Below are 22,367 nucleotides of genomic sequence, written 5' to 3'. Positions count from 1 at the left end.
TCGCAATGACATCCCTCTTTTAAAATATACGGATATATTAATCGTCTTCCTCTTCTAAAAGCTCTGTTCCCGGATTTTTCGGCGGGAAAGCGATAGAGAAGATTACAAAACCGATAAATGCAAACACAAGTCCGGGTATAATTGCCTGAGAGAAGTGGATTCCGAAAAGGTATCCCTTGGAAAATTGTTCAAGATAAACCACAACAATTGTTCCGAAAATCAGAGAAGCAATAGTACCGGCTTTTGACGCCTTTGCCCAGTAATGTCCCATTACATATGGGAAGAAAGAGCCGGCGGCACGTAAAGTGAAGCAGAACATCAATATTGATACAATACTCTTTGTATTAAATAATGCAATCAAAAGAGATAAGAATCCGACTATAATCATAGTTATCTTAGTTACATTCATAACTTCCGAACTCTTTGCATTCGGACGAATATAAATCTTGTAAATATCATTTGCAAATATAGAACCTGCACCCAAAAGGTCGGAGTCCGAACTTGACATTGTAGCTGAAATTACTCCTGAGAAGAGCAGTCCGCAGACGATGGCAGGCATGGTACGGATAGCAAGAATAGGTAGAGCATATCTTGCGCCAACCGATGCAAAGTCCTTATCTGAGAATTTTCCCATATTAATTAATGCCAAAACGATAATTCCCAGTATTGTAGGAACAAACGCATAAATGAAATTAAGCAATGCTGCAAGCCATGCTCCCTGTTTAGCCGCGGTCTCGTTCTTTGCCGCATAGAAACGGGAAACTGCTTCCTGTCCGACGGAGAATGTTCCGACATACATGATTACAAGTGAAATAATACCGAATAAATCATATCCTGAGAAAAGATTCATTGTTTCAGGTGTAACATTTGTAACAACGGCGCTCCATCCTCCTGCGTAGTTAAGAGCAAAAGGAACCGCGGCAAGCATACCTAAAATAATTAAAAATACCTGAACGAAATCGGTTAATGTTACACTCCAAAGTCCACCCATAATTGAATAAATTGTTACGACAACGGCTACTATAATAACCGAAACTTTATAGCTGATTCCAAGCATAGTGGATAAAATTACGGAAGAAGCTATAAATTGTCCTGCTGTAAGCCCTATAAGAGGAAGCAACATAATAATTGCCGTAACAAATCCCGATTCCTTGCCATATCGTCTGCGGAAATATTCCGGAACTGTTTTTACTGTAGCGGCACGAAACTTAGGTGCTATAAAAGAAAGGATGGCAAAGGCGATTCCCATTGTAATAATATACCAGGCAGCACTTAAGCCGTATCCTGACATACCGTTTTGGACAACTCCTAACGAACTTCCTCCTCCTATCTCCGTTGCGGCTAAAGTACCTGCCATAAGAAAAGGTCCCAGTCGCCTTCCGGCAACCATAAAGTCAGTGTTACTGTTGATTTTAGTTGAGGAATACCAGCCTATAAAAAGCATGGCAATCAAATAAACTATTACGACAGCTGTTACGATCCAATTTGCACCCATAAAAAACTCCTTTCTGTACACAAACATAGATGCCTTGGAAAGAATTTTCGACAAAGTATTCACGAACATAGTTTTATTCTGCCGAAAATCTATCCGTCAAAGTTGAATAAAACTTTCTGTACTTATTATTTTAATAGAAAAATTCATATTAAACAAGTAAAAATTGTCCAAAAAACAGATAAATAAAAAAGCGATGTAAAATACTTTCACACCGCTCACAATTAATATATTAAATTATCTTCCCTGCATTATAGGATCTGTAGGATCGTATGTCTGGTTTGCAGGAATTGGCTGCTCTATAGCGTCCTTCTCAACAGGACCCTTATTTGTAGGATCGTTGTAAACTATAACAGGTGTGTTCATCTTGGTGTTGTAATATACCCAAGCCGCATCACCTGCACGGAGTCTTAAACATCCGTCAGATCTTGCATCATCAATATAGTTGTATGTAGATGCGTCAAGTCTGTTTGAATCCGCTTTATCATAGTAGATAAGTGAGTGAATGATATATCCGTCCTTAAATCTTGAAAGGAACTGACAATAGATATTGTCATGCATTATTTTCCATCTGTACTTAACATATGTCTTGAATGTACCTATAGGTGTAGCAGGTCCGTCAGTTGACATGAAAGTCTTGTAAGGAATTATATATCCGTTTGCACCGTCTTTAGCCATGATGTACATGGTCATTGTTGCTTTATTGTACTTAATCTCATAAGAATCCTGTAATCCCATAACAGGCTCAAGATCTCTTACAACGGCACCTGTATTCTCATCAAGATAATACTTATATCCGTCTATATACTGCCATCCCTTTTGAGTTGCACCGTCTTTAAAATAGTACTGGTCATTATTATAAAATCCCCATCCGGTATAGGCATCTTTTGATGAATACTGAACCTGACCGTTGGCATCTACATAAGTTCCTTCATAAACAGGAGCTTCCATAAGTACCTTTGTCGGCTCTGTGAATGCTGTCTGCTTGTCCCAAAGTGTAAGCTTAAGAGCTACTATATATCTGTCTGTACCGATAGTACCGAGAGTCTGACCGTTCTTAGCCCAGTCAAGTACGGTTCCGTCATTTAAAACGGCCTTGTAATAAAGGTCGCTTCTTACACCTGTATATCCTTTTACTCTTATTTGAACAGCCTGAACCTTGTTTGCAGGATCTGTAATAGGTGCAGTCTCCTTAGAGTTCATCCATGTTGACCAACCTGAGTTCATATTGTAGGTTCTGTAGTAATATCTACCTATACCTGAATGATTGAGATAAAGCTTGTTAAAACCGTCTTTTGCATAAGCATAAGCACTTGTGTTTGTCTCGGCACCTGAGATCTCCTGATCTGCAGTATTCCAAAGTCCGAAGTGAACCATCTGAGTTTCACCAAGTACAGGCTCGGGATTTGTATTTCCGTTGCCTACATTACCAAGACCTGCATTGGCAACTACGCTGTCAAGGTCAAGGTTTTCAGGCATATTTACATTGTTGATGGTGGAAGGTATATAATCGTTTGTAGATACCACCTCACCTGTAGCTGCAGAAGTTGCAGCCTCTGTACTTTCAGCTGTTTCGGTCTGTGCTGATGTTTCTACAGCTACCGAGCCGGCTGTGACATTTCTTCTTATTGTTGCTGCAAATACGTTGGATGATAATACTGAAGAAATCATCAATGCTGACGCAAATACAGCTGAAAATCTTTTTAAATGCATATTTCCTCCTTAAAAAGAATACATTAGTAAACTAAAGTCACTATGGTTTAAAATTATAACATATAAATAAATTTTGTTCAATTGATTTAAATATTACATAAATCTTTCATTTGTTAACGAATGTTACATTATATAAAATCTTTGCCTGATTTGATTGCGAAAATCAATATAAAGGGGTTATAATAGTCATTAGTTTATATATTGACGATATAGATAAGTTATATATTAGGAGGCAATATGGAAAAACTTTACTGTAAAGGCGGAGGTTGTACCGCAAAGCTTGGAGCGGGAATACTCAGCCATATACTTGAGAGATTGCCGAGGCAAAATTTTGACAAAAATTTAATGGTGGGTTTTGATGCAAAGGATGATGCGGCGGTTTATAAGCTTACTGATGACATTGCATTTGTTCAAACACTTGATTTTTTTCCGCCGATGGTGGAAGATCCGTACACATTCGGACAGATAGCGGCAGCAAATGCCTTAAGTGATATATATGCCATGGGCGGTGAGGTAAAGACAGCACTCAATATAGTATGTTTTCCGCAAAGCAGTGATTTAAATATCCTTGGAGAAATAATGCGAGGCGGACTTGAAAAGGTAAAAGAAGCAGGCGGTGTGCTTGCAGGCGGCCACTCAATAGATGATACTGATGTAAAATACGGTCTCAGTGTTACAGGGATAGTAAATCCTAAGAAGATTTATTCAAATAATACCGGAAAACCCGGAGACAGACTGATACTTACAAAAAGACTTGGAGTGGGGATTATATGTACTGCAGCAAGAATAGGTGAAGCGGATGGGAATACCTTAAATGAAGCTGTTGATTCTATGAGGACTTTAAATAAATATGCCTGTGATATATCAAAAAAATACGATATTCATGCATGCACCGATATAACAGGTTTCGGATTTTTGGGGCATCTTATGGAAATGATGGGTGATGATAAGTCCTGTGAAATTTATGCAAAACAGATTCCGGTATTTGAAGCAGCAAAAGCTTTGGCTGATGAATTCCTCATCACTGCCGGAGGACAGAGAAACAGAAATCATGTCGGTGAAAATGTGATTTTTGAGGATGTGCCTTTTGCAATGGAAGAGATACTGTTTGATCCTCAGACTTCAGGCGGACTTTTGCTTGCTGTTGGAGAAGAGGAGGCGGATGCACTTTTAAATGAATTAAAAGAGGCAGGTATGCCTGTCGCAATAGTAGGAGAAATAAAGGAAAAAGAAAATACAGCTATAAAAGTAGCTTATAAATAGGAGGAAAATATGATTAAAGTAAATGCGATAGGTGATGCATGTCCGATACCGGTGGTTAAGACAAAGAATGCGATAAGAGAACTTGGCGGAAGCGGAGCGGTAGAGGTAAGTGTTGATAATGAGATTGCGGTACAGAATCTTTTAAAGATGGCAAAGCAAAAAGAGTACGAGGCATCTTTTGAGAAAAAGTCAAATACGGAGTATATCGTTACCGTCAATGTAAACGGTGGAGAAGCTTCCGAGGCTAAACCTGTTACAAAGACTGCAGTAAAGTCTGATGAAATAAAATTAAAAGAAACAATTGTGGTAATAGATTCCGATAAGATGGGCGACGGTGATGAAGAGTTCAGTAAGACTCTTTTAAAGGGCTTTATCTATGCTCTCAGTTCACAGGATATACCGCCTGCAAAAATCCTGTTCTACAATACAGGTGTAAGAATTACTACAGAGGGTTCTGCAAGTATTGAAGATTTGAAGGTTTTGGAGAATGCAGGTGCAAAAATCTATTCATGTGGTGCATGCCTTAACAATTACGGACTTAGTGAGAAGCTTTTGGTAGGTGAGGTGACAAATATGTATGATATTGTAAGTTATCTCATGGAAGCCGATCTTGTAATCAGACCATAATGATTTATCTGGATAATGCCGCCACTACATTCAAAAAACCGATAAATGTAATAGAAGCTATAAACCATGCGCTTACATCCTATGGAAACAGCGGAAGAGGTGCATACAGGGCCGCGCTTGATTCAGGTAGAATGGTCTATGAAACAAGAGAAAAAATTTCAAAATTTTTCGGAAGCGGCGACCCTTCAAAAGTGATTTTTACATCCAATGCTACAGAGAGTTTAAATATCGTATTGTTCGGACTGTTTGGCAGTGGAGATCATGTAATAAGTACGGTAACGGAGCATAACAGCGTGCTTAGACCGCTCTATAAGCTTGAAAAAACCAAGCATATAGGCATTGATTTTATCGGAATAGATGAAAGCGGAAAATTAAAATATGATGAATTTGAAAAGCATATAAAAGAAAATACAAAGGCTATAATTGTAAACCATGTATCAAATGTGTCCGGTGAAATAGCGGATATAGAGTATATCGGGAAAATAGCAAAAAAGAATAATCTGTATTTTATAGCGGATGTATCTCAAAGTGCCGGAAATATCAAGATAGATATGAATAAAACGGGGATAGATATCCTCTGCTTTACGGGGCATAAGGGACTGTTCGGACCGGGAGGAACAGGCGGTATAGTTATAAATTCCGATATTTTGATAGATACCTTTAAGGTAGGAGGAAGCGGTGTGCAATCCTTTAATAAGGAGCAGCCTGATGAGTATCCGACAAGGCTTGAAGCAGGTACATTAAATATTATGGGTATTGCGGGACTTGGTGCCGGAATTGATTTTATAAATGAAGTCGGAATAACAAATATACATAAAAAAGAGATGCATCTGTTAAAAAGGCTTTATGATGGTGTAAAGAATATAAAAGGTATAAAGTTTTATACGGATTGTTCTGAATTTGAAAAAGAACCCGAGTTTATAAGGCATGGGAGTATTTTGCCGTTAAACATAGACGGAATCCATTCGGGAGATCTGGCCGATTATCTTGGTGAGGACTATGATATAGCGATAAGGGCGGGTGCTCACTGTGCGCCCTTGGTGCATAAGGCATTTGGAACAGTGGACGAGGGAATAGCAAGATTTTCGTTTTCATATTTTAATACCGAGGAAGAAATAGATGCCGTTATAAAAGCGATAAAAGAAATAGTGGAAGAATAATGAGAGAAAAAAGTTGGAAATATATAGTGACATTTCAAACCACCACAGCCGCAATGGCATTTGAAAGTCTGTGTGCAAAAGAAAATGTACCGGGAAGGCTGATACCCGTTCCGAAAGAACTTTCCTCAGGTTGCGGTTTGGCATGGTGTGTTCCTTTTGAGTCGGCGGATTTGATAGATAACTTGATTAAGAAAGAAAATCCTCTGTATGATAAGGCAAGTAAGGTTTGGCATTAAAACTATATAATAAACAGTGTTAAACAAATATGTAAATTATTAACATGTTTAGTCTGAAAAATAGTATGATTTGCTCATAAAAAATAATATTTAGATTGATTTTTGCAAGAAAAAATGATAGTATATAAAAAATAAAAGCTATAACGATATTTTTTATTAAATATACCAAAGGAAAGTTTATAATTAAACAGTTAATATGTAGATATTTGACGCATCAGAGAATATCTGATGCGTATTTAAACCTTTTCTATTGATATCTTTTTAACAATAAGAAATTTAAATATTGATCCTTAGTACATTTCATCTCTAAGAGATGTAAAAATAAATGTCTTTTTTAAGGAGGATTAAAATGAGTGAAAAGACAAGTAGTTCAAATGTAAGTATTGATAATATTTACAAATTGGACGGAAGAGTTCCTGTGGCAAAAGCAATACCTTTCGGACTGCAACATGTTATGGCCATGTTCGTTGCAAATCTGGCGCCTATACTTCTAGTATGTGGTGCGTCAAAGTTACTTGGAAGTGATGCTGATAAGATTGGTGGAGTGGAGCTTGCGAGAATCATGCAAAGTGCCATGTTTATAGCGGGCCTTGGAACTTTGGTACAGTTATATCCTGTATGGAAAATTGGTTCAAGATTGCCGGTTGTAATGGGAGTCAGCTTTACCTTTGTGCAGGCACTAGGCTACATAGGTACTAATTTTAATTATCAAACAGCGATTGGTGCGATAATAGTCGGTGGATGTATAGAAGGCTGTCTCGGATTAACTTATAAGTATTGGAAAAAGATAGTTTCACCAATAGTTTCGGCTTGTGTAGTTACTACCATAGGTTTTTCTCTGCTTGCAGTAGGTGCAAAAAGTTTCGGAGGCGGATATGTTGATGATTTCGGTGCTCCAAAATATATGCTTGTTGGACTTATTACACTTGTATCATGTATAGCATTCAGTTCACTTGCAAAGGGATTTTGGAAGCAGCTAAACGTAATGTTCGGTCTTATAGTTGGATATATAATTTCTCTTATATTTGGTATTGTAGATTTTTCGCATTTTACCGGAACAATAAATACAGTGGGATTTATTGCATTGCCGAGAGTATTGCCATATAAGCCAATATTTAATCCCGGTGCAATTTTGTCTGTTGCTCTAATCTTCTTGGTATCTGCTGCAGAGACTATCGGTGACACCACTGCGGTTGTTGCAGGCGGACTTGACAGAGACATTACAGAGAAGGAAGTATCGGGATCACTTGCATGTGACGGTTTCTTAAGTGCTGTATCAGGTGTGTTTGGATGTATGCCTATAACATCATTTTCACAGAATGTAGGTCTTATTGCAATGACAAAGGTAGTAAACAGATTTACTATTATGTTTGGTGCATTGATCCTTATATTGGCAGGAATATTCCCACCAGTAGGTGCATTCTTTTCAACATTACCGGAACCTGTACTCGGTGGATGTACAATAGTGATGTTCGGTACTATAGTGGTAAGTGGAATGGATATGATTGGGAAATGCGGATTCACTCAAAGGAATACAATAATTGCGGCTTTATCTATAAGTATCGGAATAGGATTTACTCAGACACCGGGCATATTTGATTATTTCCCTAAGGTTATAGGAGATATTTTTGCAGGTAACTCCGTAGCGGGCGTATTTGTACTTTCAATGTTATTAAACTTCGTATTGCCGAAGGATATGGATGTAAAGAAATTGGTAGGTATGCAATAAATGATAATTTCATTAGTTGGTGGTGGTGGAAAAACCACCACCATGTTTTATATAGGTAGATATTTTGCCAAAAAAGGCAAAAAAGTTGTTATAACAACAACAACTCATATAATAAAGCCGGAAGAATATATTGAAATAGATTCTGCAAAAGAGCTTGAAAAAGTTGAGTTTAAGGATGAACCTGTGGTTATAGGAAAAGATGTAGGTGAAAAATTATCATCTCTTGATATAATAGAGGTGAGGGATTTTAATAAATATGCCGATATAGTATTGGTTGAGGCTGACGGAGCAAAGCGCTTACCTATAAAAATCCCAAGAGAAGGGGAGCCTGTAATACCTGAGAATACCGATATTTGCATAGTATGTATGGGTATTGATGCTGTCGGAAAAAAGATAAGTGAAAAATGCTTCAGGTATGAAAGAGCTGTTAAGCTTTTCGGATGGGATGAGAATCATGTTCTCAGTACGGAAGATGCCGCAAAGATTCTTACAGATGAAAGGGCGGAGTTTAAAGGTGTAAACAACAGAAAAACTTTATTTATTATAAATAAAACCGACACTGAAGAAGATGTAAAGAAGGCTTTAGAGATAGAAAAATATATAAAGATTTTCTGTGAAGCAAACGGTTTTAAAAATTTCAAGGTTTCAATAACATCATATAATAATAACAGAGAGTTTTGTGATTTTGAATTTTTAGTCTAGAGAGAAGGTTTATGATGGACAAAAAGATTTGGATAAGAGGTGCCGGAGATTTGGCAACGGGAATTGCTTTAAGATTGTACAGATCGGGATTTGATATAGTAATGTCTGATATCGCCGTACCTACTACGGTAAGAAGAACGGTTGCATTCTCACCTGCCGTTTATACAGGTGAGGCAAGTGTTGAAGGTATAACAGGTAAGCTCTGTGAAAATATTTCAATGATTGATACTGTAATGGAGTCGGGATGTATACCTGTGATAGTGGATCCAAGCGGGGAAATTATGAAGGAATATAAGCCGGATGTGATAGTGGATGCAATTATCGCAAAGACAAATATAGGCACCAAAATAACCGATGCCGATATTGTAATAGGTGTAGGACCGGGATTTAATGCGGGAGTTGACTGCCATGCGGTAGTGGAAACAAAGAGAGGACATAATCTGGGCAGAGTACTGTGGAGCGGAAGTGCTTATCCGAATACGGGAGTTCCCGGAAATATAGGCGGATACACTGTGGAAAGAATCATCAGGGCAACTGCAGACGGAGTGTTTAAGGCAAAGGTAAATATCGGAGACTATGTAAAGGCAGGAGATTTGTTGGCATACTGTGATGAAACCCCTGTATATGCAAATATTGACGGTATTGTCAGAGGACTTTTACAAGACGGTGTAAAAGTAAAGACAGGTATGAAATCGGGAGATGTGGACCCCAGAGCAGAAAGGGAGTATTGCTTCACCGTATCTGATAAGGCAAGTGCCATAGGAGGCGGGGTACTGGAAGCAATACTTAGTAAAATAAGCGGCAGGAAAGCTTAATGGATTTGGTGATTCTGGCTGCCGGAGAAGGTAAAAGATTCGGAGGTGACAAGCTTCTGGCAGATATCAAAGGGGTTAAGCTCTATCAATATATGGAAAAAATATATAAAAGAGCATATGACTTTGATAATAAGATAATAGTAAGTAAGGATACCGAGATTTTAGATTATTATAAAAAGAACGGATTTATAACCATATATAATGGTAAACCTGAGCTTGGAAAATCCCGCTCAATAAAGCTTGCGGTGGAGAAACTGAAAAATATTGAGAATTCAGGAAGTGTATTATTCGGTGTCTGTGATCAGCCTTTATTAAGATCACAGACAATAACAAAGATAATAGATGAATTTCAACAATCGAATAAAACTATAAGTAGTGTAAGATGTAAAAACAGGCTTGGAAACCCATGTATATTTTCCAGTGAGTATTTTGATGAACTGCTTTTACTTGGAGAAGAAGAAGGCGGCAAAAAGCTTATAAAAGCGCATATTTGTGAGGTTTTATTTGTAGATATAGAAAATGAAGACGAACTTTTGGATATTGATACGAAAGAAACTTATTATTATGTACTTGATAAAATACATTGATAAAAATAGAATAGTACAATTCTTATATATATATTGATAATTCAAATAAATATAGGGCATAATTCATATAAAAACTTCGCAAAAAATTTGACGAAAACCTAATTAGATGATATCCTCTAATCAAATAGATATTTAAATTATATTCTATGTTTCTCTTTTGGAGAGTTTACATAAAAATATTAAATTAGAGGACTTATATAAGCTCATAATCGGTTGAGCGTCTCTACCAATTACCGTAATAATTGACTATAGGCCCACAGAAATTGTGGGTGGAGTGAGGTGTGTTTCCATGCACAATGGAAAGCACCTCATATTTTTATTAGGGGAGAATATGATAGTTAAAGGGAATTTGGTGGATTGTACAAAGAAATGTACGATCAGAATAAGAGAAAAAAGCTTTTTAGTGGTTGAAGACGGTATTATATCAAAAATATATTCGGAAGATGAATTTCCCGATTCTTTAAAGAATGAAGAGATAGTAGACTACGGAGATTCTTTGATATTACCGGGACTTATAGATATGCATCTTCATGCTCCGCAATTTGCTTTCAGAGGGCTTGGAATGGATATGGAACTTTTGGATTGGTTGAATACATATACATTTCCGGAGGAAGCAAAATATAAGGATATTGAATATGCAAAAAAAGCTTATAAAAAATTTGTTGATGCACTGACTAAAAGCTATTCCACAAGAGCGGTAGTATTTGCAACATTGCATACAGATGCCACAATACTGTTGATGGATATGCTTGAAGAGAGCGGATTGAAATGTTTTGTAGGTAAGGTAAATATGGACAGGAATTCTACAGATGAACTTATTGAGACTACAAAGTCATCTATAGATTCCACAATTAAATGGCTTGATATCTGTAAAGACAGATACAAGAATATAAAACCTATAATAACTCCGAGATTTATTCCAAGTTGCAGTGATGAACTTATGAAAGAACTTGGTAAGATTAGAGGTGATACTTACGGTTTACAGTCACATCTATCGGAAAATCCGAAAGAAGTGGAATGGGTGAGAGAACTTTGTCCGGATTCGGAAGGATATCTGGATGCTTACAATAAAAGAGGTAATCTGAATAAAAGTAAGGTAGACACGGTTATGGCACATTGTGTATACTCTGATGAAAAGGAGATTGAACTTTTAAAGGAGAAAAATGTGTATGTCGCTCATTGTCCGCAGTCAAATATATGTCTGTCATCGGGAATAGCACCTATAAGGAAGTTCCTTGATAAAGGCATTAAGGTGGGACTTGGAAGTGATATAGCGGCGGGATTTTCACTGAATATATTTAACCAGGCGGTAGAAGCAATAGGGCTTTCAAAGCTTTATTGGAGATATATAGATAAAAATTCAAAACCTTTGGAGCTTGCCGAGGCATTTGCCATAGCAACAAGAATCCCCGGAAGTTACTTCGGAAAGGTGGGAGCCTTTGAAGAAGGATTTGAAGCGGATATGTTAGTAATAAATGATGAGGAATTGAATAAGGATATTGATGATATAAGAAAGAGATTTGAAAGATTCCTATATCTGTCAGATGAATGCTCATTGAGAGCAAAATATGTATCCGGACAAAAAACAGTTACTTTTTAATTTTATATTTTTATCAACTTACAAAGACACACAGCCAATCGCTACAAGAGGATAAAGGTATATAAATTAAATAATATAAAAATAATAATTTAGAGAGGAAATAATATGGAGGTTGGAAAAAGTATCACCAGAGTGGATGCGTTTGACAAGGTCACAGGTAGAACAAAATATACCGACGATTTATGTGATGCAGGAGCATATGTGGCAAAAATAGTGCATTCCACAATAGCTCACGGAAAAGTTCTTTCCGTTGACACAAGTGAGGCTGAGAAGATTGAGGGAGTTGTTAAGATTGTTACCTGTTTTGACCTTGGACAGTATAGAAATTACTTCCCTACAGCAGGACACCCATGGTCTACAGATGTAAGTCATCAGGACGTTGCAGACAGATTGCTTCTCACTGATGAAGTTAAATTTTACGGAGATGATGTCGCTGCGGTTATAGCTGAAAATGAGGTGGCGGCAAATCAGGCACTCAGGGCTATAAAGGTGGAATATGAAGAGTATCCTGTAGTTACAGATGTTTTGGAAGCCATGAAGGACGGCGCTCCACAGATTCATAAGGATTATCCCAACAATATTTTAAAGCACACAAGTCTTAGCAGAGGTAATTATGCAGAGGCAATCAAAGAAGAGGGTCTTACGGTAGTTGACAGATGGTATACTACAGAACCTGTACAGCATTGCCATATTGAGAACTTTATATGCTATGCTTATGCTGAAGGCAAAAGAATTACCGTAGTTGCTTCCACACAGATTCCTCATATTGCAAGAAGAGTCGTAGGTCAGGCTCTAGGAATTCCGTGGGGAGATGTAAGAGTTATCAAGCCTTATATCGGCGGTGGATTCGGAAATAAGCAGGATATACTTTATGAGCCGCTTTGTGCATTCCTTTCATTACAGGTAGGCGGACATCTTGTAAAGCTTGACTGCAGCAGAGAGGAAACTTTCTTTGCAAACAGAACAAGACATGGTATAAAGTTCCATATAATTTCACATGTAAGAAAAGACGGTACATATGCCGCAAGAAAGATAGAAGCATTCTCAAATCAGGGTGCATATGCTTCACACGGACATTCAATTGCAGCTAAGGGACTCGGTGCTTTCCCACAGCTTTATCCATGTGATAATGTTGAAGGAGATGCATATACGGTATTTACAAACAGACCTGTAGCCGGAGCCATGAGAGGATACGGAATTCCGCAGGCTATGTTTGCGGTAGAGTCTCATACGGAAGATGTTGCGAAGATAATGGGTATTCCACCTATCGACTTCAGACTTAAGAACCTTATGCCACAGGGATATAAGGACGCTTTTTCAAAGAATGAAAACTACTATGATACATTCAGACAATGTATCGAAAAAGGCAAAGCTTATATGGACTATGACAACAGAGTCAAAGAGCTTGCAAAACAGACAGGCAGAGTAAGAAAAGGTATAGGAATGGCAACATTCTGGTACAATACCGCAGTTTGGCCTATATCACTTGAGTCATCATCATCAAGAATGGTACTCAATCAGGACGGTTCCGTAACATTACAGCTTGGTGAGACTGAAATCGGTCAGGGAGCGGATACGGCATTCTCACAGATGGCTGCAGAAGTTCTTGGAATCAGAGCTGATGAAGTGCATGTTGTTTCAAACCAGGATACCGATATTACACCTTTCGGTACAGGTTCATACGCTTCAAGACAGACCTATGTAGGCGGTTTCTCCATTGCAAAGACTGCAGGACTTTTGAAGCAGAAGATTCTTGACTATGCTTATATTTTGACAAATATGCCGCCTTCAATTACAGATATCAAGAATTCTATGATAATAAGAACTACAGACAACAGAGAGCTTATTTCATTGAGTGATTTGGCAACGGAAGCACTTTATTCTCTCAGCGACAGCAGACATATTACAGCGGAGTCTACAGCACAGATTAAGTCAAATGCATATTCATTCGGATGCTGTTTTGCGGAAGTTGAAGTTGATATAGATATGTGTAAAGCAAAGCTCACAAAGATTATAAATGTACATGACTGCGGTAAGCTTATCAACCCTGCACTTGCAAAGGCACAGGTTGAGGGCGGTATGAGTATGGGTATAGGATATGCGCTCTCGGAGGTACAGCTTCTAGATAAGAAGACAGGAAAAGTGCTCAATGACAACTTACTCGATTATAAATTATCTACATGTATGGATCATCCGCATCTTGAGACGGCATTTGTTGAGAATCCTGAGCCTACATCACCTTTTGGTACAAAATCATTGGGTGAGCCACCGGTTTGTCCTGTGGCACCGGCTATAAGAAATGCTATTATGAATGCTACAGGTGTAGGTGTTAATGAATTACCTTTACGTCCGGAAAAACTGTATGAATATTTTGATAAAGCAGGTTTACTTAAGTAGGAGGAAGAAATGTACGATATAAAAGCTTTATACGAGGCGACAAGCGTAGATGATGCTTGCAGACTTTTAAAAGAACATCCGGGCTCACAGGTTATTGCCGGCGGAAGTGATGTTTTGGTACAGATAAGAGAAGGTAAGAGAGCGGGTAAGGAGCTTGTAAGTATCTATATGCTTGATGAGCTTAGAGGAATCTGCCTTGATGCCGATGAAAATATAAGAATAGGATCTTTGACAAGCTTCTCACATATTACAAAGAATCCTATTATACAAAAATACATCAATGTACTTGGTGAAGCTGTGGATCAGATAGGTGGACCGCAGATCAGAAATATAGGAACTATCGGCGGAAATACATGTAACGGTGTTACATCAGCCGACTCCGCATCTACACTTTTTGCATGGGATGCACAGGTTGAGATAGCCGGAGAAGGCTACAGAAGATTAGTACCTATAAATGAATTCTATATAAAGGCCGGTACAGTGGATTTAAAAGAGGGAGAGATACAGACAGCAATCATTATCCCGAAGAAGGCTTATGAAGGTTATAAAGGTCATTATATAAAGTATGCCATGAGAGAGGCTATGGATATCGCTACTACAGGATGTTCGGTAAATGTAAAACTCTCAGAGGATAAAAAGAGCTTTGAGGATGTAAGAATAGCTTACGGTGTAGCAGGCCCTATTCCTATGAGAGTTCCTTCAGCGGAAAACTTTATAAGAGGAAAAGAAGTTAATGAGGAGAATATAGAGGCTTTTGCGCAGAAAGTTTTGGAAGATATCAATCCTCGTGATTCATGGAGAGCAAGTAAAGCTTTCAGATGTCATATCGGTGTTGTTATGGCAAGAAAAGCTTGTGAAAAGGCTGTAAAGCAGGCAGGAGGTAAGGTCGATGACAGGACAGAGTTATAAATTAGTCAGTTGTACCATAAACGGCAAGAAATGTGAAAAAATGGTAGATGTAAGAAGTTCACTTACAGATATGCTCAGAAATGACTACAGACTTACTTCCGTAAAAAAAGGATGCGAAGTAGGAGAGTGCGGAGCATGTAATGTTCTTATAAACGGAGAGGCATTCAACTCATGTATCTACTTGGCAGTTTGGGCTGAGGGCAAGGATATTCTTACATTGGAAGGTCTTATGGGACCAAACGGTGAGATATCGGATTTGCAGCAGGCATTTATAGATGAGGCTGCTATCCAGTGCGGTTTTTGTACACCGGGATTTGTAATGTCGGCTACAGAGATTCTTAACAGCGGAAAACTCTATTCAAAAGAAGAACTCAGAAAGTTGCTCTCAGGACATCTTTGCAGATGTACAGGATATGAGAATATCCTTGTTGCAGTTGAAAAGACAATGAAAAAGAGACTTGGCGTTGACTGATCGATAGGAGCTTGACTTTTGGAGGGAGTATGAACAAAGATAGTTTAAAGCGACTGATTGATGTGGCAAATGGGAAGAAAAAAGCTGATCTTGTACTAAAAAACGGCTCTATAGCGGATGTCTGCAGCGGAAAAATATTTAAAGCGGACCTTGCTGTAGCGGAAGGTTATATTGCAGGATTTGGAGAATATGATGGTGAAGTTGAGGTGGATATAGAAGGGAAATATATCTCACCGGGTCTTATGGATGCACATATTCATATAGAGTCATCATACTGTACACCTGAAGAATTCGGCAGAATGGTGGTACCTCACGGTACTACCACTGTCATAGCGGACCCTCATGAAATAGTGAATGTATGTGGGATAAAGGGCTTTCACTATATGCAGGAGGCTGCAAAAAATACCTGCCTTTCAGTTAAATATATGATGCCGTCCTGTGTACCTGCAACAAAGATGGAGGATGCGGGATATGTGATATCGGCTGAAGATATGGCAGATGATATAGTGTCAAAAGATGTTCCGGGACTCGGCGAGTTTATGGACTACAATGCAATCATTGAAAATGATGATATTGCACTTGATAAACTTGTTTTAGCAAAGAATCACGGGAAAATTGTAGACGGACACAGTCCGAATCTATGCGGTAAGGCACTGAATGCATATGCCTGTGCAGGAATTGACACGGATCATGAGTGCTCCACACTCGAAGAGATGGAAGACAGACTTGAAAGAGGCATCTATGTACAGCTAAGACAGGGATCAGCCTGTCACAATCTTAGTGCACTTATACCGGGTATAAATGAGTTTAATTTCAGAAGATGCTTATTATGTTCGGATGACAGACAACCGAAGACTATATTTGAGGACGGACATCTTGAATATCATCTGAAAACTTTGGTAAATGCCGGAATCTCACCTGTTATGGCTTTGGCAATGGCTACTGTGAATGTAAGTGATTGCTATGGACTCAAAGACAGGGGAATGATAGTACCGGGAAAGAGAGCGGATCTTGTGATTTTTGAAGATTTGAAAGATTTCAAAGTATCATCGGTATACATTCTCGGTGAGGAAGCGGCAAGAGACGGAGAGTATCTCAAGGAGTTAAAAAAGCATGATTTTACAGATGTATCAAACACTGTACATCTGGATAACTTCAAAAAGGAAATGCTACAAATGTGGCTGAAATCCGATGAGGTTTATGCAATCGAAATGATTGCCGGAGGAGTGCTTTCAAAGAAAACAAAGATAAAGATAAAAAGAGATGAAAACGGACTTTTTGTCTTTGATAAAAATATAGATGCCTGCAAATGTGCGGTTATAGAGAGGCATCACAATACCGGAAAAGTCGGACTAGGAATAATAAAAGGTTATGGCATACAAAGCGGTGCCATAGCGGCATCTGTAGCACATGATTCACATAATATCATCTGTGTAGGTGTAAATGATGATGAGATGAATCTTGCTATTGAGAATGTAAAACAAAACGGTGGAGGTTTTGCGCTGGTAAAGGACGGAAAGGTGATTGAAAGCCTGTCTTTACCTGTAGCGGGACTTATGAGTGATTTAAGCGGTGAAGAGGTTTCAAAGAAACTTTTAAGTCTTCACAAAAAGGCTGTAGTTGAATTAGGGGTTAACGAAAGCCTTGAGCCTGTTATGTCACTCACATTTATGTCACTTATTGTTATTCCCGAGTTGAAACTCACTGCCCGAGGATTATTCGATATTTTTGAGAATAGGTTCATAGACATTGAGGCGGATTAGATTTTTAAAATATATTGAATGGCAGTGATATATAGACTTAAATATCTTGAATTAAATTTGACTTATAAGGAAACTAAAACTCCGGGCCGAGTATCACCGGAGTATAATAAAAAAAGGAGACTATATATGGAAAAGTTTTTTAAACTGAAAGAAAACGGAACCGATGTAAAAACCGAGATTATTGCCGGTATAACAACATTTATGACAATGGCATATATACTGGCGGTTAATCCTAACATCTTAAGTGCTGCAGGTATGGACAGAGGTGCCGTATTTACAGCAACCGCAATTGCTTCATTTTTAGGTACCGCACTTATGGCATTGTTTGCAAACTATCCTTTTGCACTTGCACCGGGTATGGGACTTAATGCATATTTTGCTTATACAGTAGTTTTAGGTATGGGATATACATGGCAGACAGCTCTTACAGCGGTATTTGTAGAAGGTATTATATTTATAGCACTCTCAGTTACAAATGTGCGTGAGGCTATCTTTAATGCGGTTCCAAGAAACTTAAAATCAGCTGTAAGTGTGGGTATCGGACTTTTTATTGCATTTATCGGACTTCAAAATGCCAAGATCGTTATAGGCGGTGCTACACTTGTAGAATTATTCTCACTTGGAGGATACAACAAGGTACATGGCGTTGAAGGTGTATTGGCTACAGGAAATGATGCAGGTATTACAGTTATCATCGCTATCATCGGTGTTCTTATTACAGCATTCCTTGTTGTAAAAGAAGTAAAGGGAAATATCTTACTTGGTATATTGGCAACATGGGTTCTCGGTATAATCGCTCAGGTTACAGGTTTGTATGTTCCAAACCCTGCCCTCGGTTTTTACAGTGTATTGCCTGATTTTTCAAACGGATTAAGCATACCGAGTATTGGACCGGTTTTATTCAAGCTTGAGTTCCACAAGATTGCAACATTGGAGTTTGTAGTAGTTATGTTCGCATTCTTATTCGTAGATATGTTTGATACTATCGGTACATTGATAGGTGTATCTACAAAGGCCGGAATGCTTGACAAAGACGGTAAGCTTCCAAATATAAAGGGTGCTTTACTTGCGGATGCTGTAGCTACTACAGCAGGTGCAGTGCTTGGTACAACAACAGTTACAACATTCGTTGAGTCTGCTTCAGGTGTTTCTGAGGGTGGAAGAACAGGTCTTACAGCAATGACAACAGCAGTTCTTTTTGCGGCTTCATTGTTATTGTCACCTATATTCCTTGCAATACCTTCTTTTGCAACGGCACCGGCACTTATAGTGGTAGGATTCTATATGTTCTCAAATGTTGTACATATTGATTTCTCAGATTTGACAGAGGCTATCCCTTGCTATATCTGTATAGTTGCAATGCCTCTCTTCTACAGTATTTCAGAGGGTATTTCAATGGGAATTATATCTTATGTAATTATCAATGCCTTTACAGGAAGAACAAAGAAGGTTACACCGCTTATGTATATACTTTCATTATTGTTTATATTAAAGTATATATTACTCTAGGTTTTACCGATATTTTCACTGCCTTGAATAGTTTTTAATAAATGAAGAGATATGGGGAGACCCGTATCTCTTTTTTAGTGACATGAAAGGGGCTTTAATTTTCAATCCTGAAAGTGTGGGATAAATATGTATATTAGTACTTTGTGCACAAATAAATACAATTCAAAATGTTTACTTTTAATAACAGCTTGGCAAGCACGGGAAAGTAGAAACAGAATGCAACAGGAGTATTGAAATTTATTTTCAGAAATGGTAAGATACTTTCAGATGGAGGTAGTAAAAATGAATGACAGAATCAAAAACCTAAAAGGGAAACTGATCGTTTCATGCCAGGCACTGGAAAATGAACCGTTACATTCAGACTTCATTATGGGGAGAATGGCTCTCGCAGCAAAGATGGGCGGAGCTTGCGGCATCAGAGCAAATACTGTTGTGGATATCAAAGAGATACAAAAACAGGTGGATTTGCCGATAATCGGAATCATTAAAAAAGATTATGATGACAGTGAGATTTATATCACACCTACAATGGACGAGGTAGATGCTTTGGTAGAAGCGGGGGTTGATATAATAGCACTGGATGCGACAAACAGACTCAGACCGAATAAAAAAAGCTTAAAGGAGTTCTTTGGAGAAGTTAGAGCAAAGTATCCTGATAAGCTGTTTATGGCGGATTGTTCTACAGAGGAGGAAGCAATCTTTGCGGATGAATTAGGTTTTGACTTCATCGGTACTACTATGGTCGGATATACAAAGGAGAGTGAAGGGCTAAGGATTGAGGAGAACGATTTTGAGATATTGAGAAATATCCTCGCTAAAGTAAAGCATAAAGTGATAGCTGAGGGTAATATCAATACACCTGAGAAATGTAGGAGAGTAATAGAACTTGGAGCGTTCAGCGTAGTGGTAGGTTCAATTATTACCAGACCGCAACTTATAACAAAAGAATTTTCAAAGGCGCTTGAACAGGTTGTGTAAAGGAATAATCTTGAGTGTAAGACTCATTAAGGAGGAAATATGAAGAAATTATTGTTAACAGGTTTGACAGTTACAGCAGCAGGTATGCTCGCGGCATGTGGCGGAGGAAAAGCGGCGGATCAAACAAGTGCAGCGGCTGATTCAAAGGTGGATACAAAGCAGGAGGGAGCAAGTGAAGCTTCAGGAGATGCTGCCGAAGTATCACTTTGGACATATCCTGTAGGTAAATGGGGAGACTCTGCAACAGTTGACGGAATTATCAAAAAATTCAATGAGAAGTATCCAAACATTAAGGTAACTGTAGAGTATCTTGACTATCAAAACGGTGATGACCAGATTAACACAGCTATAGAAGGAAAGCAGGCGCCGGATATCGTACTTGAAGGACCTGAGAGACTTGTAGCAAACTGGGGTGCAAAGGGACTCATGGTTGATTTAAAGGATATGTTTGAGAAGGATGCGGCATCAGATATTTATGATCCTGTAAAGGCTGCATGTAAGAGTCCTACAGGTGAGTTTTATGAGTATCCTGCATTCATGGTTGCACATTGTATGGCTGTAAACAAGACAATGTTTGAAAAGGCTGATGCATTACAGTATCTTGATTTGGATACACATACATGGACAACAGACAACTTCCTTAAGGCTGTTCAGGCGGTATATGATTCAGGACAGCAAAATGTAGGTGCTATCTACTGTGTTTCACAGGGTGGAGATCAGGGAACAAGAGCTTTGGTAAACAATCTTTACTCAGGTACATTTACAGATAAGGATCATACAAAGTATACAGTTGATTCTGAAGAGAACAAGAAAGCTTTACAGGCAATTGTCGATCAGGCAGGTTTAAACTTCGATCCGTCTATAGCAGGTGGTGATGAGATTACACTTTTCAGAAACGGTACTTTGGCAATGTCACTTTGCTGGAATGCATCACAGCAGACAAATTCAGATAACGGTCCTGCAGGAAAGACAAATGCAGGTGATGAGATTATACCTATGTTATTCCCAAGTGATGACGGCGTTACAGAGCTTTGCGGCGGTATCTGGGGATATGGAATCTTTGACAACGGAGATGCAGGTAAGATTGAAGCTGCAAAGACATTTATCGACTTCGTATGTAATGATGAGGCACAGGTTAAGGAAAGCGTTAAGGCTTCAGGATTCTTCCCTGTAAGACCTTCTGTAACAGGTGTATATGAGGGAACAGAGACAGCTGATGCAATGAAGCTTTTCGAAGAGAAGTTCATGCCTTCGATGGGTGACTACTATCAGGTAACAAAGGGATGGACTACAGCTCGTACAGAGTGGTGGAACATGCTTCAGAGAATAGGTGCAGGCGGCGATGTGGCAACAGAGGTCGCAACATTTACAACTAACGCAAACGCGGCAGCAGCTCAATAATAACAGTAGTAAAATACTGATCTTTAAAAAATAGTTAGGTGATCTAACATGTTATAAAATGTTGCTAGAGAGTTTCTTTAGCAACATTTTTTAGAAAGGGGAAACATGGCAAAGGGTGTTTATACAACCAGGTCAAAGGAATTGGTAAGAAGAGAAACCGCTTCAGCTTATATGTTTTTATTACCAAGCCTTGTATTCTTTATCGGTTTTGTAATAATACCGATGATTATATGTATATATACCAGCTTCTTTGATTCTACGATGGGCAAGGATGCTAAGGATGTATTTATCGGATTTGGAAATTATATAGAACTGTTTCAAGACGGAATTTTTCTAAAGGCACTTAAAAATACCTTTGTTATTGTTATCGTTTCAGTTCCTGTGGTTTGTATATTTTCATTGTGGGTTTCATCCGTAATATACAATCTAAATGATAAAGTGCTTTCAGTTTTCAGATGTATCTTTTATCTCCCTGTAGTCACCGGTTCGGTAGCCGTTACAGTGGTTTGGAAGTGGATGTACAATAATTATTACGGTATCTTCAATTATATCGGAAAAGGTACAGGTGTTTTAAAAACAAATATCAACTGGCTTGGAGACGAGAGATTTGCTCTGGCATGTATCATACTTATCCTGCTTACCACATCTGTAGGTCAGCCTATAGTATTATATGTATCCGCACTTGGAAATGTGGATAATTCATTGGTTGAGGCCGCACAGGTGGACGGAGCAAATGAGTTGCAATTATTCTGGAAAATCAAATGGCCGCAGATTATGCCTACAACATTATATATTCTTGTTATAACAACTATTAACAGTTTCCAGTGTTTCGCTCTTATACAGCTTTTAACATCAGGCGGACCGAATCATTCAACAGATACTGTAATGTATTATATCTATTATATGGCATTTAAGATGTTCAGATACGGATACGGAAATGCAATGGGCGTGGTACTTGCAATATTTATAGCGGTATTGTCTGCAATTCAGTTTAGAGTGGCAAAGGAGAGATAA

Annotated in this window: 19 protein-coding genes and 1 riboswitch; of the genes, 17 read left to right on the top strand and 2 right to left on the bottom strand. The window is 38.4% G+C overall.

Annotation, left to right across the window (positions count from 1 at the left end; translation table 11 throughout):
- Positions 1–37 precede the first annotated feature (37 nt).
- Together HMPREF1495_RS07110 and HMPREF1495_RS07105 are read right to left on the bottom strand one after the other, a co-directional pair.
- Positions 38–1,495 carry a sodium:solute symporter family protein gene (locus HMPREF1495_RS07110; protein WP_007593440.1) on the bottom strand — a complete coding sequence of 486 codons (1,458 nt, stop codon included), beginning with the start codon at positions 1,493–1,495 and terminating at the stop codon, positions 38–40.
- 234 nt (positions 1,496–1,729) lie between these two features.
- The gene (locus HMPREF1495_RS07105; protein ID WP_007593439.1) at positions 1,730–3,205 is read right to left on the bottom strand and encodes a L,D-transpeptidase family protein; all 1,476 of its coding nucleotides are present in this window, start codon (positions 3,203–3,205) and stop codon (positions 1,730–1,732) included.
- Positions 3,206–3,442: 237 nt separating this feature from the next.
- Between HMPREF1495_RS07105 and selD the strand changes: the two genes are divergently transcribed.
- The 17 genes from selD to HMPREF1495_RS07020 all read left to right on the top strand — a co-directional run bounded on the left by selD (position 3,443) and on the right by HMPREF1495_RS07020 (position 22,367).
- Positions 3,443–4,468, top strand: coding sequence for a selenide, water dikinase SelD (selD, locus tag HMPREF1495_RS07100; RefSeq protein ID WP_034213192.1), 1,026 nt, complete (start codon positions 3,443–3,445; stop codon positions 4,466–4,468).
- 9 nt (positions 4,469–4,477) lie between these two features.
- Positions 4,478–5,095: a sulfurtransferase-like selenium metabolism protein YedF gene (yedF, locus tag HMPREF1495_RS07095; protein ID WP_034213190.1), complete on the top strand. Its 618-nt coding sequence runs from the start codon at positions 4,478–4,480 to the stop codon at positions 5,093–5,095.
- Complete coding sequence (locus tag HMPREF1495_RS07090) at positions 5,095–6,255, top strand: aminotransferase class V-fold PLP-dependent enzyme (RefSeq protein WP_034213187.1); 1,161 nt, start codon at positions 5,095–5,097, stop codon at positions 6,253–6,255. The genes yedF and HMPREF1495_RS07090 overlap by 1 nt, the downstream gene beginning before the upstream one ends.
- The gene (locus tag HMPREF1495_RS07085; protein ID WP_007593434.1) at positions 6,255–6,491 is read left to right on the top strand and encodes a DUF3343 domain-containing protein; all 237 of its coding nucleotides are present in this window, start codon (positions 6,255–6,257) and stop codon (positions 6,489–6,491) included. Before HMPREF1495_RS07090 ends, HMPREF1495_RS07085 begins: the two co-directional genes overlap by 1 nt.
- Positions 6,492–6,840: 349 nt before the next feature.
- On the top strand, positions 6,841–8,220 hold the full coding sequence (locus HMPREF1495_RS07080) for a uracil-xanthine permease family protein (RefSeq protein WP_007593432.1): 1,380 nt from the start codon (positions 6,841–6,843) through the stop codon (positions 8,218–8,220).
- Positions 8,221–8,922: a selenium cofactor biosynthesis protein YqeC gene (gene yqeC / locus HMPREF1495_RS07075; RefSeq protein WP_034213184.1), complete on the top strand. Its 702-nt coding sequence runs from the start codon at positions 8,221–8,223 to the stop codon at positions 8,920–8,922. It begins immediately after the preceding gene.
- Positions 8,923–8,936: 14 nt separating this feature from the next.
- The gene (yqeB, locus tag HMPREF1495_RS07070) at positions 8,937–9,737 is read left to right on the top strand and encodes a selenium-dependent molybdenum cofactor biosynthesis protein YqeB (RefSeq protein ID WP_034213182.1); all 801 of its coding nucleotides are present in this window, start codon (positions 8,937–8,939) and stop codon (positions 9,735–9,737) included.
- The gene (locus HMPREF1495_RS07065) at positions 9,737–10,324 is read left to right on the top strand and encodes a nucleotidyltransferase family protein (protein ID WP_007593429.1); all 588 of its coding nucleotides are present in this window, start codon (positions 9,737–9,739) and stop codon (positions 10,322–10,324) included. The genes yqeB and HMPREF1495_RS07065 overlap by 1 nt, the downstream gene beginning before the upstream one ends.
- Before the next feature lie 173 nt (positions 10,325–10,497).
- A riboswitch (purine riboswitch) is annotated at positions 10,498–10,593 on the top strand.
- 62 nt (positions 10,594–10,655) lie between these two features.
- Positions 10,656–11,924, top strand: a complete 1,269-nt coding sequence (locus HMPREF1495_RS07060) for an amidohydrolase family protein (RefSeq protein WP_034213179.1) — start codon at positions 10,656–10,658, stop codon at positions 11,922–11,924.
- 105 nt (positions 11,925–12,029) lie between these two features.
- Positions 12,030–14,321 (top strand): xanthine dehydrogenase subunit XdhA, encoded by a 2,292-nt coding sequence (xdhA, locus tag HMPREF1495_RS07055; protein WP_034213177.1) that lies wholly within the window; start codon positions 12,030–12,032, stop codon positions 14,319–14,321.
- 9 nt (positions 14,322–14,330) lie between these two features.
- Positions 14,331–15,230: a xanthine dehydrogenase subunit XdhB gene (gene xdhB, locus HMPREF1495_RS07050; RefSeq protein ID WP_007593424.1), complete on the top strand. Its 900-nt coding sequence runs from the start codon at positions 14,331–14,333 to the stop codon at positions 15,228–15,230.
- Positions 15,211–15,702 (top strand): xanthine dehydrogenase subunit XdhC, encoded by a 492-nt coding sequence (xdhC, locus tag HMPREF1495_RS07045; protein WP_009663000.1) that lies wholly within the window; start codon positions 15,211–15,213, stop codon positions 15,700–15,702. Before xdhB ends, xdhC begins: the two co-directional genes overlap by 20 nt.
- A gap of 29 nt (positions 15,703–15,731) precedes the next feature.
- Complete coding sequence (gene ade / locus HMPREF1495_RS07040) at positions 15,732–17,465, top strand: adenine deaminase (RefSeq protein WP_034213173.1); 1,734 nt, start codon at positions 15,732–15,734, stop codon at positions 17,463–17,465.
- Positions 17,466–17,591: 126 nt separating this feature from the next.
- Positions 17,592–18,974: an NCS2 family permease gene (locus tag HMPREF1495_RS07035; RefSeq protein ID WP_034213296.1), complete on the top strand. Its 1,383-nt coding sequence runs from the start codon at positions 17,592–17,594 to the stop codon at positions 18,972–18,974.
- Between the two features lie 282 nt (positions 18,975–19,256).
- Positions 19,257–19,952, top strand: coding sequence for an N-acetylmannosamine-6-phosphate 2-epimerase (locus HMPREF1495_RS07030; RefSeq protein WP_007593415.1), 696 nt, complete (start codon positions 19,257–19,259; stop codon positions 19,950–19,952).
- A 39-nt stretch (positions 19,953–19,991) separates the two neighbouring features.
- On the top strand, positions 19,992–21,353 hold the full coding sequence (locus HMPREF1495_RS07025) for an extracellular solute-binding protein (RefSeq protein ID WP_034213170.1): 1,362 nt from the start codon (positions 19,992–19,994) through the stop codon (positions 21,351–21,353).
- 105 nt (positions 21,354–21,458) lie between these two features.
- A complete protein-coding gene (locus HMPREF1495_RS07020; RefSeq protein ID WP_007593412.1) occupies positions 21,459–22,367 on the top strand; it encodes a carbohydrate ABC transporter permease in 909 nt (302 codons plus the stop codon).

The organism is Lachnoanaerobaculum sp. MSX33 (genome assembly GCF_000512995.1).
Classification (GTDB): domain Bacteria; phylum Bacillota; class Clostridia; order Lachnospirales; family Lachnospiraceae; genus Lachnoanaerobaculum.
The sequence above is the reverse complement of the archived record's forward strand: the minus strand, read 5'-3'. Positions and strand labels throughout refer to the sequence as shown.